The sequence below is a fragment of the Streptomyces boluensis genome (assembly GCF_009908195.1).
Classification (GTDB): Bacteria; Actinomycetota; Actinomycetes; order Streptomycetales; family Streptomycetaceae; genus Streptomyces; species Streptomyces boluensis.
Window position 1 is genome coordinate 1 of sequence record NZ_JAAAHS010000182.1, and the last position, 14,639, is coordinate 14,639.

Genomic DNA, 14,639 nt, shown 5'->3' on the forward strand with positions numbered 1-14,639 from the left:
GATCCCGCCTGCCCCGCTCGCCGCCGAAAAGCCACACCCTTGTCACCGAAATCCCGCCCCCTGGAAATCCCGCACCCTTGTCGCGATTGTTCAAGCGCTGACGGCCGGCGCAGTCCTACGGTCGCCCCATGACGAAGAGCATCAGCGAACTCCTGGACGCGGCCGCCGCGCAGACCGTCGCCGTGATCCGAGGCATCGAGGACGAACAGCTCGGGCAGCGCACTCCCTGTGTCGAGTACGACGTACGGGACCTGGTGAACCACCTCACTCAGGTGGTCGTCCAGTTCCAGCGCCTCGCGGCGAAGGACAACTCCCACTTCGGGGAGACCCCGGACGTGGTCGGCGCCGGTGGCTGGCGGGACCGGTTCGACGAGGAGACCCGGCGGCTCGTCGCCGCCTGGGCCGAGCCGGGCGCGGAGGAGGGCACCACCGGGGCCATGAACTTCCCGGCCCGCACCGTGGGCCACATGGTCCTCGGCGACCTCGCCGTGCACGGCTGGGACCTGGCCCGCGCCACGGGCCGCGACTACGTGATCGACCCGGTGGTTCTCACCGAGGTCGTCAGCGCGTACGAGGACCTCGGTCCCGGAGCGCGGCAGGCCGGAGTGATCGGCGAGCCCGTGCCCGTACCGGCGAACGCGTCCGAGCAGGACCGGCTCCTTGGCTCCCTGGGCCGCGACCCGCACTGGAAGCCCTGAGCTGCCCCGGCCTGCTGAGCCCGCCTGTATCCGAAGTACCCGAAGTGCCCGAAACGGGGGCTACAGCCAGCCCTTGCGCCGCAGCACCCGATGGAGCAGCACGCACGCGGTGGCGGTCACGACGAGCATGACCGGGTAGCTGTACGTCCAGCGGAGCTCGGGCATGTGCTCGAAGTTCATGCCGTAGACACCGCAGACCATGGTCGGCACGGCGATGATCGCGGCCCAGGCCGTGATCTTGCGCATGTCCTCGTTCTGCGCGACCGTCACCTGCGCCAGATGTGCCTGCAGGATCGAGTCGAGCAGCGCGTCGAACGACGCTATGTGCTCGCTGGTGCTGGCCAGATGGTCCGCGACGTCCCGGAAGTACGGCTGGATCTCCGGCTGGATCAGAGGGTTCGCGCGCGTCGACAGGATCTCCAACGGGCGGCTGAGCGGCGAGACCGCGCGCCGCAGCTCCAGGAGCTCCCGCTTGAGCTGGTAGATCCGGCCGGCGTCGGGCCGACCGCCGGACCGGTCCGGATCGGCCGCGAAGACCTGCGACTCCACCTCGTCGATGTCGTCCTGCACGGCGTCGGCGACCGCCAGGTACTCGTCCACCACGTGGTCGGCGATCGCGTGCAGCACGACGGAGGGACCCTTGGCCAACTGCTCCGGGTCGGCCTCCAGGGCCTCGCGGACCGGGCCGAGCGAGCCGTGTCTGCCGTGCCGGACGGTGATGACGAAGTCCCGGCCCGTGAAGACCATGATCTCGCCGGTGTCGACGACCTCACTGGTGGCCGTCAGCTCGTCGTGCTCCACGTAACAGACGGACTTGAAGACGGCGAACAGTATGTCGTCGTACGCCTCCACCTTGGGGCGCTGGTGCGCGTGCACGGCGTCCTCGACGGCCAGGGGGTGCAGGCCGAACGGCTCGGCGAGATCCGCCAGCTCGCCGGGCGTCGGCTCGTGCAGGCCGATCCAGACGAAGCCCTCGCCCTCCTTGCGGACGCGCTGCAGCGCCTGGGCCGCCGAGATGTCCGCGCGCCCCTCGGAGCGGCGCTTGCCGTCCTGGTACACGACGCAATTCACCACGGCGCTGCCCAGCGGGGAACGCGCCGGGTGGCTGAGGTCCACAGCGCGATGCTTGGCGCGGCCGACCATGCGGCGCAGCTTACGAATCATGGGCACGTCCGGTCTCCCTCCGGGCTCGACGTGCCAGTGTGCCATCGGATCCCCGCCACGGGATCAGCCTGTGGATAACCCCTGTGGACAGGTCCTGCGCACGAGCCTCACGCGGACCGCTCCGTCTCGCGGTGAACGGGCAGGTGTCCCCGATCCGCCTTAGAGTCGACTCCCGTGGGGGACAGGTGGCTCGGGGAGCCGAAGGAGTACCGCCTCATGACCAGCGGGATACCGGTCGACACCAAGCACGTCCGCCGCCGTCGCCTCCGCGCCGCCGCCAAGGTGCGCGCCCGGCGCGTGGAGACCGCCCTCGACAGGGCGCGCTTCAGAGCGGCGCAGGCCCTCGCCCCCGACCCCGAAGGTGTGCTCGCGCGTCGCGACGCCGTACGGGACGCCGAGCGCGAGGTGCGCGAACTCGACGCCGACGGGCGGGTGTTCACCCGCAGGGACACCGGAGCGCAGGTCAGGACCCGGGACTTGGCCGCGGCGGACCCGGTGCCGCACATGAGCCGCTCCGACCGCTACGAGGTGGAGTGCCTCACCCACCGTGGCGACCCCCTCTTCTTCGACGACGCGGGCGCGGCCGCGCGTGCCGCCAGGCGCTCGGACGTCTGGTGTGAGGGATGCCGCCGCCTGGAACAGGCACTACGCCCGGCACGCGTCCCGGCCCTGCGCCCCGTACTGCTCCGCTCGATGCGCGGCTGGGCGTGGAACGGCCTCCACCGACGGGCCTGACCCGGCACGGCCACAAGCGCGGCCACACGCGTAGCCATAAGCGCGGCCACACGCGTAGCCACTGCGCGCTTGACCTTGCCACTGGCGTCAACGTCGGACGCTCACGCCATGAACGACACGAGCGACGTGAACGCCCTGAACGCCACCAGCGTGAACACCCTGAACGCCACCAGTACGCACACGAAGATCAGCGCTGCCGACCGGCCGAGGGTCGTCTGTGTGACCGGTGCGGGAACCGGGATCGGCCGGGCCACCGCCCGTGCCTTCGCGGCCGAGGGCGCCCGCGTGCTCGCGGTGGGCCGGCGCCCGGAGCCGCTGCGGGAGACCGCGGCCGGGTACCCGGACCTGATCACTCCGCTTGCCGTCGACCTCACCGCGGACGACGGCCCCGAGCGGATCGTGGAGGCCGCGGAGCGCGCGTACGGCCGCCTCGACGTGCTCGTCAACAACGCCGGCATCGTCCGCGGCGGAGCCCTCGGCTCGCTCACCCCCGGTGGCGTCGCGGAGCAGCTCGCCACCAATCTGGTCGCGCCGATCCTGCTCACCCAGGCCGCGCTGCCGCTCCTGGAAGCGGCGCAAGGGGTGATCGCCAACGTCAGTACGTCGGTCGGGCAGCGGGCCTGGCCGGGCAGTTCGGTGTACGCGGCGAGCAAGACCGCCCTTGAACTGCTGACCCGGAGCTGGGCCGTCGAGCTGGCGCCGCGCGGGATCCGGGTGGTCGCGGTGGCGCCCGGCGCGGTGGACACCCCGATCGGCGAGCACCAGGGGCTCACACCGGAGCGGATGGCGGCCGTCCGTTCCTGGCAGTTGGCGCACACACCGCTCGGCCGGATCGGTCGCCCGGAGGAGGTGGCCTGGGCGATCACCCGGCTCGCGGCACCGGAGGCATCGTTCGTGACGGGTGTGGTGCTGCCTGTGGACGGGGGCGCGGTCGTGGCGTGACCAGGGAGTTCTCCCGCGGACTCGCAGTTATCCACAGGCCGGAGCAGGCGGATGGAGAGCGTGATCTGATGGCCGCAGGAGGTGATGTCCCTGTGTGGATCGGGGAGTTGGCGGAGCGGACGGGTGCGACGACGCGCGCCTTGCGGCACTACGAGCAGTCCGGATTGATCTCCTCGGGGCGCGCCCCGAACGGCTATCGGGAGTACGACGAGGGCGCCGTGGCCCGCGTCCGCAACATCCGGTACCTCCTGGGCGCGGGCCTGACCCTGGACGACGTGCAGGTATTCGTGCCGTGCCTGGACGGGGACGTGGCCGCGGGCCCGCCGTCCCCGAAGGCCCTCGCCGTGGCACGGGAGCGGCTCGCAGTCCTGGACCGGCGCATAGCCGCCCAGACGGCGCTACGGGACCGGCTGGCGGCGACCCTGAACCGCTGACGCGCGAACGGCCCAGGCCCCCGCACTCCATACCAACAGCCAACAGCCAACCGCCAACCCCCGACTACCGCCCTGCCACCCCCACATCCGCCACCACACAGCTCACGTTGTCCGGACCGCCCGACCGGCAGGCCAGGGCGACCAGTTCGCGTACGGCCGCTTCGGGGGCGGTGGCCGTGGTGAGGACCTGGCGGATCTCGCCGGGCGGTACGACCGCGGTCAGGCCGTCGGAGCACAGGAGGTAGCGGTCGCCCTCGGCGGCGTCGTGCAGGCGCAGATCGGGGCCCGTGGTCGCCGGGCCGTCCGCGCCGGTCAGGGCGCGCAGCAGCATGGCCGGTTGCGGATGGGAGGTCGCCTCGGCCGCCGTCAGCCGGCCGTCGTCGACCATCGCCTGTACCTGGGTGTGGTCGTGGGTGATCTGGAGCAGCTCGCCCGCGCGCAGCAGATACGCGCGGGAGTCGCCGATGTGGACGAGCGCGAGGCGGCTGCCGGTCCAGAGCATCGCGGTGAGCGTGGTGCCGACGGAGTCCGGTTCCGGGTCGGACGCGGCGACGTCCCGTACCGCCCGGCCGGCCCGCTCGACCGCTTCCTCAAGGGAGTTGAGGAGGTCGGCGGCCGGGATCGTGTCGGTCTCCAGGCGCTTGAACACGTCGATGGCGGCCGCGCTCGCCGGGCCGCCGGAGCGCCCGTACCCGTCGGCGACCGCGAGCAGGCGCGCACCGGCGAAGGCCGTGTCCTGGTTGCGTTCGCGGACCGGGCCTGGGTCGGAGAGCGCGGCGTAGCGGATGTCCAGAGGTGTGCCGGACGAAGTCATGGCGGGGTCCTTCCGTGACAGCTGGTCGACGAGGAAGGCGGTCAGGTCTCTTCTGGCGGCGGTGTCGGCCTCGACCTCGGCCCAGTAGGAACGCACCTCCTGGGCGGCTGAGTTCGGCTCCAGGGCACACACCGCGCGGATCCGGGCCAGCGGCATCCCGATGCGGCGCAGCCACGCCACGAGCCGGGCCTGCTCCAACTGGTCCGGCGCGTACCGCCGATAGCCGTTCACCGGGTCCACGTGCGCGGGCGTCAGCAGCCCCAACTCGTCGTAGAGCCGCAGCGCTTTCGGCGACAGCCGGGACGCCTCGGCGAACGCTCCGATGGTGAGCAGCCCCATCCCCGTACCTCCCTCGACCGGGCGCCTCGCCCGGCTCTGCCGATGCTGTGGCTTCCCCCAAGGTGAAGGTCAACAGCAGAAGTCAGAGGTGAGGGTCCTCAACAGCACAGGTGAGGGTCAACAGCGGGACGGGCACCGGCCGGTTGAGGCGGGTCAGGTCAAGACGGGTCAGGTTTAAGACGGGTCGGGCCGGACCGGGCAACGGCTCAGGGCCACACCAGGCAGTAAGGCTGATGCCCCGCCTCATGCAGCCGGTGGCTGAAGTCCTGCCATTCGTGCAGCAGTTGGTACACGTCGAACGCGTCGCGCGGGCCGCCACGGTCGGGGACCGTGGACCAGATGAACGCGGCCGCGCCGACCGACTCCTCGCCGATGCCGCGCAGCGGGTCGACGACCGTCATGGGGAGCTTCACCACGGCGTAGTCCGGGTGGAGGACGACGAGTTCGAGCGGGGGCACCTTGTGCAGGGGTATGCCCTCGATGCCGGTGAGGACCATCGCGGCCATCGTCTCCGGCTTGATCTTGGTGAACATGCCGCCCATGCCGAGCTCGTCGCCGCCGAGCTCCTCGGGCCGCATCGAGATGGGTACGCGGGCCGCGGTCGCACCGTCCGGAGCGCCGAAGTATTTGTAGGTCACCCCCACCCGGCCACTCCTGCTCCCCGTGCTCGAAGGGTCACCCGTCGCGGCCTGGCGCAGGTGGTCCGCGCCTGTCGTCGCGTCCGCCGCCTCCGCGGCCTCGGGTTCCCTACGGTGCCTCCCCCGGCGGGCACGCCGGGGGCCGAGGTCGTCGGTCCCCTCGCCCAGTCCGCCACCGCGATGCATATCTCCACCCGACTGCTTTTTAGGTAACACAGCCCCGCCGCGCAACCCGATCATCGTGTCAGTTGACCTCCCCCGTGACCGTACGCCGAAACGTGGGTGTGGACAGCCGTGCTGAAACACCTGTCCACAGGATGTCCGAAGGCTCTGACACCATGGCTTGTGTGAGCTTTTCCTCTGACCACCCAGTCTCGCAGACGCGAGGGGGCTGACGCCCGGTCGTTCCGGACCGGTTCGACGCCGCCACCCGCCTCCTTCCACCTCGCAGACGTAGCGCAGACGCATCGCAGATCAGGACCAAAGTGCCGTATTCATACGAAGCCCCCGTTTCGCAGACGCTGTTCGACCGAGCGGCCGTCGTGACGCCCGGCGGCGTGAACTCCCCGGTGCGCGCTTTCCGCGCCGTCGGAGGCACGCCGCGCTTCATGGTGTCCGGCACCGGTCCGTATCTCACCGACGCCGACGGCCGTGAGTACGTCGACCTGGTGTGCTCCTGGGGACCGATGATCCTCGGGCACGCGCACCCCGAGGTGATCTCCGCCGTGCAGGACGCGGTCGCCCGCGGCACCTCGTTCGGTACGCCCGGCGAGGGCGAGGTCGCGCTCGCCGAGGAGATCGTGGCCCGGATCGAGCCGGTGGAGCAGGTGCGCCTGGTGTCGAGCGGTACCGAGGCGACCATGTCCGCGATCCGTCTCGCCCGCGGCTTCACCGGCCGCGCCAAGGTCGTGAAGTTCGCCGGTTGTTACCACGGGCACGTGGACGCGCTGCTCGCCGCGGCCGGCTCCGGCCTCGCGACCTTCGGGCTGCCCGACACCCCGGGCGTCACCGGCGCGCAGGCGGGCGACACCATCGTGCTGCCGTACAACGACCTGGAGGCCGTGCGCGCCGCATTCGCCGCGCACCCCGGCGAGATCGCCTGCGTCATCACCGAGGCCTCGCCCGGCAACATGGGCGTGGTCCCGCCGCGTGACGGCTTCAACGCCGGTCTGAAGCAGCTGTGTCAGGAGAACGGCGCGCTGTACATCTCGGACGAGGTCATGACCGGCTTCCGTACGTCGAAGGCGGGCTGGTTCGGGGTCGACGGTGTCGTGCCCGACCTGCTGACCTTCGGCAAGGTCATGGGCGGCGGCTTCCCCGCGGCGGCGTTCGGCGGCCGTGCCGACGTGATGGCGCACCTCGCCCCGGCGGGCCCCGTCTACCAGGCGGGCACGCTCTCCGGGAACCCGGTCGCGACCGCGGCGGGCCTCGCGCAGCTGCGCCTCCTGGACGACGTGGCGTACGACAAGGTGAACGCGGTGTCGAAGGAGATCCAGTCCCTGGTCACCGCGGCGCTCACCAAGGAGGGCGTGGCGCACCGGCTGCAGAACGCGTCCAACATGTTCTCGGTGTTCTTCACCGACGGCGAGGTGCGCGACTACGACGACGCGAAGCAGCAGGAGTCGTTCCGCTTCACCGCGTTCTTCCACTCGATGCTCGCCGACGGTGTGTACCTGCCGCCGTCCGCGTTCGAGTCCTGGTTCGTCTCGACGGCGCACGACGAGCGTGCGGTGCAGCGCATCGCGGACGCCCTGCCGGCCGCCGCGCGTGCCGCCGCCGAGGCCACCGCGTGAGCGGGCGCGACGACCTCACGGTCGTGCACGTGATGCGCCACGGTGAGGTGCACAACCCGGACGGGATCCTCTACGGCCGGCTGCCCGACTACCACCTCTCCGAGCTCGGCCGGCAGATGGCCGACCGGGTCGCCGAGCACCTGGCCGGCCGGGACGTGACGCATGTCGTGTCCTCGCCCCTTGAGCGCGCGCAGGAGACGGCCACGCCGATCGCGAAGGCGCACGGCCTCGACCTGAGCACCGACGAGCGCCTGATCGAGGCGGGCAACGTCTTCCAGGGCAAGACCTTCGGCGTGGGCGACGGCGCCCTGAAGCGGCCGGCGAACTGGAAGCACCTGGTCAACCCCTTCAAGCCGTCCTGGGGCGAGCCGTATCTGGAGCAGGTCGTACGGATGATGGGTGCCCTGGACGCGGCGAAGGACGCGGCGCGTGGGCATGAGGCGGTGTGCGTGAGCCACCAGCTGCCGATCTGGATCGTGCGCAGCTTCGTCGAGAAGCGCCGCCTTTGGCACGACCCGCGCAGGCGGCAGTGCACCCTCGCCTCGCTGACCTCGTTCACGTACCGCGGCGACAAGATCGTCTCGGTGGGGTACTCCGAGCCGGCCCGTGACCTCGTCCCCGCGCATCTGCTCGCGGGCGCGAAGCCGGTCAAGGGCAAGGACAAGGCGTTCGGAGCGTAAGACTCGGACGTACCGCCGCGTACGCCTCGTATCCGTGGATCTAGAGGCACTTCGAGGTATATCGACGCATCTCGAGGCGTCAACTGGCAGTGAAGGCCGGGCACTTGTCGAGTGTCCGGCCTTTTCGCTGAGCGAATACCAGAAGATTTGCGCCACTTGCGGCAACCATCCCCTTCCTCCCGTCATCTACCGGTGTGCCCACCTTCGGTGGGGGACCAGTACGGAGAATCGGGGACGGAAATGCGCGACTTCAGCCGAAGGGGACTGCTGGGCCTCGGGGTTGGCCTCGGGGCGGCGGCGGCGGGGCTCGCCGGGTGCGGGGCCGGAATGGACGACGCCCGGCCCGCGGGCCGGGCCAGGGAGAAGGGCACCCCTGTAGAGGGGCGCGCGATAGGCGACGGTTCCACGTCCTATACGGGCAAGCAGCCGCGCCAGCCGGAGAAGCCGGTGCCGTTGGCGCCGGGGGAGACGCCGCCGCAGTTCGTGGTGTTCTCCTGGGACGGCGCGGGCGAGGTGGGCAATGGCCTGTTCCCGCGCTTCCTGAAGCTCGCCGAGGAGCACGACGCGCGCATGACGTTCTTCCTCTCGGGCCTCTATCTGCTGCCCGAGGCGAAGAAGCGCCTCTACCGCCCGCCGAACAACTCCGTGGGCGCCTCCGACATCGGCTACCTCACCGACGACCACATCAAGGAGACCCTCACGTACGTGCGCCGGGCCTGGCTCGAAGGGCATGAGATAGGCACGCACTTCAACGGCCACTTCTGCGCGGGCACCGGTTCCGTCGCCAACTGGACGCCCCGGCAGTGGCGCGACGAGATCGACCAGGCCACGTCCTTCGTCAAGCAGTGGCGTACGAACACGGGTTGGACCGACCTCCCCTCGCTGCCCTTCGACTACGACAAGGAGCTGGTCGGCGGCCGCACCCCCTGCCTGCTCGGCCAGGAGAACCTGCTGCCCGTCGCCCGCGAGCTGGGCTGGCGGTACGACGCGTCCTCGCCCGGCGGGCTGCAGCGCTGGCCGGAGAAGAAGCAGGGCGTATGGGACCTTCCGCTGCAGGCGATGCCGTTCCCCGGCCACGCCTTCGAGGTCCTGTCGATGGACTACAACATCCTCGCCAACCAGTCGAAGAACTCCACGAAGGCGCCGGCCCACAACTACTCGGCCTGGCGCAGGCAGGCCACCGATTCCTACCTCGCCGGGTTCAACCGGGCGTACGAGACAAACCGGGCGCCGTTCTTCGTCGGCAACCACTTCGAGCAGTGGAACGGCGGCATCTACATGGACGCTGTCGAGGAGACCCTGAAGGCGGTCGCGGGCAAGAAGGACGTACGCCTGGTGTCCTTCCGGCAGTTCGTCGACTGGCTCGACGTACAGGACCCGAAGGTGCTCGATCAGCTGCGGACGCTGGAGGTCGGACAGGCCCCCGCGGGCGGCTGGAAAGGGCTCGCGGCAGCCTCCTGATCTGGCCGTTCCGCGCACGCCGGGGGGCGCCCAAGATCCTCGAAACGGTCATGCGAAACTTTTCACATGAGCCTTAGCCGTCCCGCCCTCCGACGTGCCTCCCTGCTCGCAGCCGGGGCCGCGGTCGCCGCGCTCACCCTGAGCGCGTGCGGCGACGGCGGCACCCAAGGCGGTTCCGGGAACACCAACTTCGTGACCGGCAAGAACGGCATCGCGAATGTCGACAAGGCCGACCGCGTGGCCGCCCCGAAGCTGGACGGCGAGACCCTCGACGGCAAGCCCCTCAACCTCGACGCCTACAAGGGGAAGATCGTCGTCCTCAACATCTGGGGTTCCTGGTGCGGCCCCTGCCGGGTCGAGACGCCGTACCTCGTGAAGGTCGCCGAGGAGCTGAAGCCGAAGGGCGTCGAGTTTGTCGGCATCAACACCCGCAACCCCGACAGGGGCCCGGCGATCAAGTTCGAGGAGGAGTTCGGCGTCGAGTACCCGAGCTTCTACGACCCGTCGGGCAAGCTCATCCTGCGCTTCCCGCAGGGCAGCCTCGCCCCGCAGCAGATCCCGTCGACCGTCGTGATCGACAAGGACGGCAAGCTGGCGGCCCGCGCCCTGCAGACCGTCAACGACAAGCAGCTGCACAAGATGATCGACCCGCTGCTCGCGGAGAAGTGATGCGCGTGCACGCCCTGGCCGCGGCCTTCGACGGCCCCAACGAGACCGTCCTCACCGGCGCCCTCGTCCTGGCCCTGCCGATCGCGCTCCTCGCCGGTCTCGTCTCCTTCTTCTCGCCCTGCGTACTCCCGCTCGTCCCCGGCTACCTCAGTTACGTCACCGGCGTCAGCGGCACCGACCTCGCCGAGGCCAAGCGGGGCCGGATGGCCGCCGGGGCCGGGCTGTTCGTGCTCGGCTTCACCGCGGTGTTCGTCTCCGGCGGCGCGCTGTTCGGCGGCTTCGGGGCGACGCTGCAGGAGCACCGGGAGGTCATCTCCAAGGTGCTCGGCGCGCTGACCATCGTGCTCGGGCTTTTCTTCATGGGCGCGATGCCGTTCCTGACGCAGCGCGAATTCCGCTTCCACAAGCGGCCGGTGACGGGCCTGGTCGGCGCGCCCATGCTCGGTGTCCTCTTCGGCATCGGCTGGACACCGTGCATCGGACCGACCCTCGCCGCCGTCAGCAGCCTCGCCATCAGCGAGGCCAGCGCGGGCCGTGGCGCCATACTGACCGTGGCCTACTGCCTCGGCCTCGGGCTGCCGTTCATCCTGGCCGCGATCGCCTTCCGGCGGGCGCTCGGCGCCTTCGACTGGGTCAAGCGGCACTACGCCTGGGTGATGCGGATCGGCGGCGCCATGCTCGTCGTCACCGGCCTGCTGCTCGTCACCGGCGTATGGGACCACCTCGTGGCCCAGATGCAGACCTGGACTTCCGGCTTCACCGTGGGGATCTGAACGTGAGCAAGACCGACACCGCAGCCGACGGCGCCGAGCCCGTCCCGGCGGCCGAATCCACCGAAGCGGCCGAATCCGCCGAAGCGGCCGATGAGCGGGAACTCGGCAGCGCCGGTTCGCAGCTCTCCACCGCACCCCAGGAGGACGCGCCGAACCTGCCGACGCTCGGCGTGATCGGGTGGGCCCGCTGGTTCTGGCGCCAGCTCACCTCGATGCGGGTCGCCCTGATCCTGCTTTTCATGCTGTCGCTCGGCGCGATCCCCGGATCGCTGATCCCGCAGAACAGCGTCGACGAGCTCAAGGTCGCCGACTTCAAGAAGGCGCACGAGTCGCTCACGCCGATCTACGAGAAGCTCCAGCTGTTCGACGTCTACAGCTCGGTGTGGTTCTCGGCGATCTACATCCTGCTGTTCATCTCCCTGATCGGCTGCATCGTCCCGCGCACCTGGCAGTTCATCGGCCAGCTCCGCGGCCGCCCGCCGCGCGCCCCCAAGCGGCTGACCCGGCTGCCCGCGTACACCACGTGGCGCACCGACGCCGAGCCCGAGCAGGTGCGCGAGCAGGCGCTCGCCCTGCTGAAGCAGCGCCGCTTCCGCGCCGACCTCGCCGGGGACGCCGTCACCGCGGAGAAGGGCTATCTGCGCGAGGCGGGCAACCTGCTGTTCCACGTCTCGCTGATCGTGATGCTGGTCGCGTTCGCCGTCGGCACCCTCTTCAAGTCCGAGGGCGGCAAGCTGATCCCCGAGGGTGACGGCTTCTCCAACACCCTGACGCAGTACGACGACTTCAAGTCCGGCAGCCTCTTCGACAACGACAGCCTGGAGCCCTTCAGCTTCTCTCTCGACAGCTTCGAGGACACGTACGAGAAGAGCGGACCCGAGAAGGGCACCCCGCGGATCTACCGGGCGCACATCACCTACTCCGAGGGTGCCGACGGGCCGGAGAAGAAGAAGGCCGTCGAGGTCAACTCGCCGCTGGACATCGACGGCGCGAAGGTCCACCTCATCGGCCACGGCTACGCCCCCGTCGTCACCGTCAAGGACGGCCGCGGCAAGACGGTCTACCACGGTGCCGTCCCGATGCTGCCGATCGACTCCAACGTCACGTCCACCGGAGCGATCAAGGTCTCCGACGGCTACCGCGACAAGAACGGCAAGAAGGAACAGCTCGGCTTCAACGCCTTCTTCGTGCCGACCTTCGCGGGCGCGGGCAAGGGCCAGATGTTCTCCCAGTTCCCGGCGCCGGACTACCCCGTGCTCGCGCTCTCCGCGTACCACGGCAGCCTCGGCGTCGACTCGGGCCTGCCGCAGAACGTGTACCAGCTGGACACCAGCGCCATGAAGGAGTTCAAGGACAAGGACGGCGAGCTGCTCAAGCAGCGCATCCGGCCGGGTGAGTCCATGGAACTCCCGGACGGCGCCGGCTCGATCACCTTCGAGAAGGACCTCAAGGAGTGGGCGTCCTTCCAGATCTCCCAGCAGCCCGGCAACGGCTGGGCGCTGTTCGGCGCGGGCGCCGCCCTCGTCGGCCTGGTCGGCTCGCTGTTCATCCAGCGCCGCCGCATCTGGGTCCGCGCGGTCCGCGCCGCCGACGGCACCACCGTCGTCGAGATGGCCGGCCTCGGCCGCAGCGAGTCCCCCAAGCTCCCCGAGGAACTGGGCGACCTCGCCGACCTGTTGTACGAGCAGGCCCCTGGCGTGCCCGAACCCACCCAAGAATCCGCGGAGCCCGCCGAACCCCACGGTCCGGCGGAGCCCGAAGCTGTTCCTGCCGAAGGGGCTGAGAAGTGAATCTCGCCGCCGCCACCAACGAGAACCTGGCGAACATCAGCAACGTCCTGATCTATTCGTCGATGGCCGTCTACACCCTGGCCTTCCTGGCCCACATCGCCGAGTGGACCTTCGGCAGCCGCAGCAAGGTCGCCCGCACCTCGGCCGCGCTCACCACCGAGGGCACCGCGGCCGCCGCCGCCCGCCCCGAGGTGACCGTCAAGAAGGCCGGGGGCACCGCCGTACTGGAGCGCCCCAAGGTCGTCACGCGCTCGGCTGCCGGCACCCGTGACGTGCCGGACGGGCCCGGCGCCCACGGCGGCACCGAGAAGGGCGACATGTACGGCCGGATCGCCGTGTCGCTCACCGTGCTCGCCTTCGTCGTCGAGGCGGGCGGTGTGGTGGCCCGCGCGCTCTCGGTGATGCGCGCCCCCTGGGGCAACATGTACGAGTTCTCGATCACCTTCTCCACGGTGGCCGTCGGCGCGTACCTGCTGCTCCTCGCGCTGAAGAAGAACGTCCGCTGGATGGGCCTCGTCCTGGTCACCACGGTCCTGCTCGACCTGGGCATCGCCACCAAGTGGCTCTACACCGACAGCGACCAGCTGGTCCCGGCCCTCGACTCGTACTGGCTGTGGATCCACGTCTCCACCGCCATCTTCTGCGGCGCGGTCTTCTACATCGGCGGCGTCGGCACCCTGCTCTACCTCTTCCGCGACTCGTACGAGAGCAAGCTGGAGTCCGGCGGCCAGCCCGGCACCTTCGCGCACTCCGTCCTCTCGCGGCTGCCCTCGGCGGCGTCCCTGGACAAGTTCTCGTACCGCATCAACGCCGCGGTCTTCCCGCTGTGGACGTTCACGATCATCGCGGGCGCGATCTGGGCGGGCGACGCCTGGGGCCGGTACTGGGGCTGGGACCCCAAGGAGGTCTGGTCCTTCGTCACGTGGATCGCGTACGCCTGCTACCTGCACGCCCGCGCGACCGCCGGCTGGAAGGGCCGCAAGGCCGCCTACCTGGCACTCTTCGCCTTCGCGACCTGGCTGTGGAACTACTACGGCGTCAACATCTTCATCACCGGCAAGCACTCCTACGCCGGAGTCTGAGCCGCGGGTGCGGATGGCCCGGGACCGCGCCAGGCTGGTTCTATGACCGCGACGATCGGACAGGGCACCAGCCGTACCGACGACGGAACCCAGCACCTCCACTTCGAGCTGCATCTGCCGCACCCCGTGGAGCGTGTCTGGTTCGCCGTGGCCACCGCGCCGGGACTGCGGCAGTGGCTGGCCGCCGCCGATGTCCTCGTACCGAGGCTCGGCGGCGCCGTCACGTTGCGCTGGCTCAACCAGGAGGGCGACGCCGCGGTGCACGCGGGCCGGGTCACCGCGTGGGACCTGGAGCGGATCGCCGAGTACACCCTCGACTCGCTGCACGGCCGGATGCGGTTCCACCTGGAACCGGACGGCCGGGACGGGACGACGCTGCGCTTCACCAACGAGTTCCGCGGCGATGACGCGCTGCGCCTCGACTGCCTGGCCGGCTGGCACGACCACTTCGAGTTCCTCGCGGAGGCTCTCGGCGGGCACCCGAAGGACTGGTCGACCTGGACCCCGTCCCGCTGGCAGCGCTTCCGGGACGTGTACGCGTCGCGGGGGTAGGGCTTCTTCTTCCCCTCCCCGCCCCTTCCCGAAAGTCCTGCGGACAGCCACGGGGTCCGGGGCGGACTTCGGGAA

Annotated in this window: 15 protein-coding genes; 12 read left to right on the plus strand and 3 right to left on the minus strand. The window is 70.2% G+C overall.

What is annotated here, in order from left to right; translation table 11 throughout:
- Positions 1–128: 128 nt before the first annotated feature.
- A complete protein-coding gene (locus GUY60_RS21795) occupies positions 129–698 on the plus strand; it encodes a TIGR03086 family metal-binding protein (protein ID WP_161700407.1) in 570 nt (189 codons plus the stop codon).
- A 60-nt stretch (positions 699–758) separates the two neighbouring features.
- On the opposite strand, the gene GUY60_RS21800 is transcribed toward GUY60_RS21795, so the two are convergent.
- Complete coding sequence (locus tag GUY60_RS21800; protein ID WP_161700431.1) at positions 759–1,862, minus strand: magnesium and cobalt transport protein CorA; 1,104 nt, start codon at positions 1,860–1,862, stop codon at positions 759–761.
- 216 nt (positions 1,863–2,078) lie between these two features.
- On the opposite strand from GUY60_RS21800, the gene GUY60_RS21805 reads away from it, so the two are divergent.
- From GUY60_RS21805 to GUY60_RS21815, 3 genes are all read left to right on the plus strand, one after another.
- Positions 2,079–2,597, plus strand: a complete 519-nt coding sequence (locus GUY60_RS21805) for a hypothetical protein (protein ID WP_161700408.1) — start codon at positions 2,079–2,081, stop codon at positions 2,595–2,597.
- Positions 2,598–2,705: 108 nt separating this feature from the next.
- Entirely contained in the window at positions 2,706–3,539 is an 834-nt protein-coding gene (locus tag GUY60_RS21810) for an SDR family NAD(P)-dependent oxidoreductase (RefSeq protein ID WP_161700410.1), read from the plus strand.
- Positions 3,540–3,607: 68 nt separating this feature from the next.
- Positions 3,608–3,973, plus strand: a complete 366-nt coding sequence (locus GUY60_RS21815; RefSeq protein WP_161700412.1) for a MerR family transcriptional regulator — start codon at positions 3,608–3,610, stop codon at positions 3,971–3,973.
- 64 nt (positions 3,974–4,037) lie between these two features.
- Here GUY60_RS21815 and GUY60_RS21820 read toward each other — a convergent pair whose 3' ends face one another.
- Together GUY60_RS21820 and GUY60_RS21825 are read right to left on the minus strand one after the other, a co-directional pair.
- Entirely contained in the window at positions 4,038–5,126 is a 1,089-nt protein-coding gene (locus tag GUY60_RS21820; protein WP_161700414.1) for a MerR family transcriptional regulator, read from the minus strand.
- Between the two features lie 206 nt (positions 5,127–5,332).
- Complete coding sequence (locus GUY60_RS21825) at positions 5,333–5,950, minus strand: hypothetical protein (RefSeq protein WP_161700416.1); 618 nt, start codon at positions 5,948–5,950, stop codon at positions 5,333–5,335.
- A gap of 299 nt (positions 5,951–6,249) precedes the next feature.
- On the opposite strand from GUY60_RS21825, the gene hemL reads away from it, so the two are divergent.
- The 8 genes from hemL (at position 6,250) to GUY60_RS21865 (ending at position 14,564) form a co-directional block, all read left to right on the plus strand.
- Positions 6,250–7,557, plus strand: a complete 1,308-nt coding sequence (hemL, locus tag GUY60_RS21830) for a glutamate-1-semialdehyde 2,1-aminomutase (RefSeq protein WP_161700417.1) — start codon at positions 6,250–6,252, stop codon at positions 7,555–7,557.
- A gap of 32 nt (positions 7,558–7,589) precedes the next feature.
- On the plus strand, positions 7,590–8,237 hold the full coding sequence (locus GUY60_RS21835; protein ID WP_161700433.1) for a histidine phosphatase family protein: 648 nt from the start codon (positions 7,590–7,592) through the stop codon (positions 8,235–8,237).
- A gap of 240 nt (positions 8,238–8,477) precedes the next feature.
- Complete coding sequence (locus tag GUY60_RS21840) at positions 8,478–9,698, plus strand: polysaccharide deacetylase family protein (protein ID WP_161700419.1); 1,221 nt, start codon at positions 8,478–8,480, stop codon at positions 9,696–9,698.
- A 66-nt stretch (positions 9,699–9,764) separates the two neighbouring features.
- Positions 9,765–10,367, plus strand: a complete 603-nt coding sequence (locus GUY60_RS21845; protein WP_161700421.1) for a TlpA family protein disulfide reductase — start codon at positions 9,765–9,767, stop codon at positions 10,365–10,367.
- Positions 10,367–11,140, plus strand: coding sequence for a cytochrome c biogenesis CcdA family protein (locus GUY60_RS21850; RefSeq protein ID WP_161700423.1), 774 nt, complete (start codon positions 10,367–10,369; stop codon positions 11,138–11,140). The genes GUY60_RS21845 and GUY60_RS21850 overlap by 1 nt, the downstream gene beginning before the upstream one ends.
- A gap of 2 nt (positions 11,141–11,142) precedes the next feature.
- On the plus strand, positions 11,143–12,930 hold the full coding sequence (resB, locus tag GUY60_RS21855) for a cytochrome c biogenesis protein ResB (RefSeq protein WP_312866380.1): 1,788 nt from the start codon (positions 11,143–11,145) through the stop codon (positions 12,928–12,930).
- Positions 12,927–14,012 (plus strand): c-type cytochrome biogenesis protein CcsB, encoded by a 1,086-nt coding sequence (ccsB, locus tag GUY60_RS21860; protein WP_161700427.1) that lies wholly within the window; start codon positions 12,927–12,929, stop codon positions 14,010–14,012. The genes resB and ccsB overlap by 4 nt, the downstream gene beginning before the upstream one ends.
- A gap of 42 nt (positions 14,013–14,054) precedes the next feature.
- On the plus strand, positions 14,055–14,564 hold the full coding sequence (locus GUY60_RS21865) for an SRPBCC domain-containing protein (RefSeq protein ID WP_161700429.1): 510 nt from the start codon (positions 14,055–14,057) through the stop codon (positions 14,562–14,564).
- The last annotated feature ends 75 nt before the right edge of the window (positions 14,565–14,639 follow it).

Coding starts and splice junctions, on each gene's coding strand:
- GUY60_RS21795 (WP_161700407.1), top strand. CDS start 129: ATGACGAAGAGCATCAGCGAACTCCTGGACGCGGCCGCCGCGCAGACC.
- GUY60_RS21800 (WP_161700431.1), bottom strand. CDS start 1,862: ATGATTCGTAAGCTGCGCCGCATGGTCGGCCGCGCCAAGCATCGCGCT.
- GUY60_RS21805 (WP_161700408.1), top strand. CDS start 2,079: ATGACCAGCGGGATACCGGTCGACACCAAGCACGTCCGCCGCCGTCGC.
- GUY60_RS21810 (WP_161700410.1), top strand. CDS start 2,706: ATGAACGACACGAGCGACGTGAACGCCCTGAACGCCACCAGCGTGAAC.
- GUY60_RS21815 (WP_161700412.1), top strand. CDS start 3,608: ATGGCCGCAGGAGGTGATGTCCCTGTGTGGATCGGGGAGTTGGCGGAG.
- GUY60_RS21820 (WP_161700414.1), bottom strand. CDS start 5,126: ATGGGGCTGCTCACCATCGGAGCGTTCGCCGAGGCGTCCCGGCTGTCG.
- GUY60_RS21825 (WP_161700416.1), bottom strand. CDS start 5,950: ATGCATCGCGGTGGCGGACTGGGCGAGGGGACCGACGACCTCGGCCCC.
- GUY60_RS21835 (WP_161700433.1), top strand. CDS start 7,590: ATGCGCCACGGTGAGGTGCACAACCCGGACGGGATCCTCTACGGCCGG.
- GUY60_RS21840 (WP_161700419.1), top strand. CDS start 8,478: ATGCGCGACTTCAGCCGAAGGGGACTGCTGGGCCTCGGGGTTGGCCTC.
- GUY60_RS21845 (WP_161700421.1), top strand. CDS start 9,765: ATGAGCCTTAGCCGTCCCGCCCTCCGACGTGCCTCCCTGCTCGCAGCC.
- GUY60_RS21850 (WP_161700423.1), top strand. CDS start 10,367: ATGCGCGTGCACGCCCTGGCCGCGGCCTTCGACGGCCCCAACGAGACC.
- GUY60_RS21865 (WP_161700429.1), top strand. CDS start 14,055: ATGACCGCGACGATCGGACAGGGCACCAGCCGTACCGACGACGGAACC.